Source organism: Pseudophaeobacter profundi, from assembly GCF_029697505.1.
In the GTDB taxonomy this organism is placed as follows: Bacteria; Pseudomonadota; Alphaproteobacteria; order Rhodobacterales; family Rhodobacteraceae; genus Pseudophaeobacter; species Pseudophaeobacter profundi.
The window spans coordinates 1-499 of sequence record NZ_JARJEF010000070.1 but is presented as its reverse complement, the minus strand read 5'-3'; the positions used below and the strand labels follow the sequence as shown (position 1 = coordinate 499).

The window sequence follows — 499 nt, the reverse complement described above, 5'->3', positions numbered from 1 at the left end:
GGCTGTCTGGCGCGCCTTTGCCGCCTCCCAGACGGATTGCTCGACAATCCGGAGATCCGGGGCCTCGAACGTGATCCAATCTTCGGGCGGGTTCAGCCGCGAGACACGTTTGCCGGTCTCGGGGTGTTTGGAATAGCGCAGCCGGTTCCACAGGCGCCGTCCAATGTAGAGTTCGTTGTTCAGGATGCCGGTGCCGCGTTCACGATTGCCGTTGATGGTGGTCTGACGCCAGTGGCCGGAACTGTTGCCCTTGCTGCGCGAGGCAGGGATCCCGTCGGCATTGAGATCGGTGGCGATCTGGATCGGCGATTTCCCTGCGGCGTATTCCGTGAATATCCGTTCCACCACCAGCGCTTCATCGGCGTTGATGTCCTGCTCGCCTGTTGATTGTCACTGAGAACTGACCCGGTATGCCGATAAATTGTCACTGAGAATTGACCCATGTGAACACACTGCCCCGACGGTTTTCGTTGGGGGGATTGGGAGTGATAGACATGGG

The 499-nt window shown here is 59.3% G+C and carries 1 protein-coding gene; it reads right to left on the bottom strand.

Annotated features, from left to right (window positions below; translation table 11 throughout):
- On the bottom strand, nt 1-348 hold a 348-nt coding region (locus P2081_RS20315; protein WP_278924605.1), incomplete at its 3' end, for a recombinase family protein.
- Between the last annotated feature and the right edge of the window lie 151 nt (nt 349-499).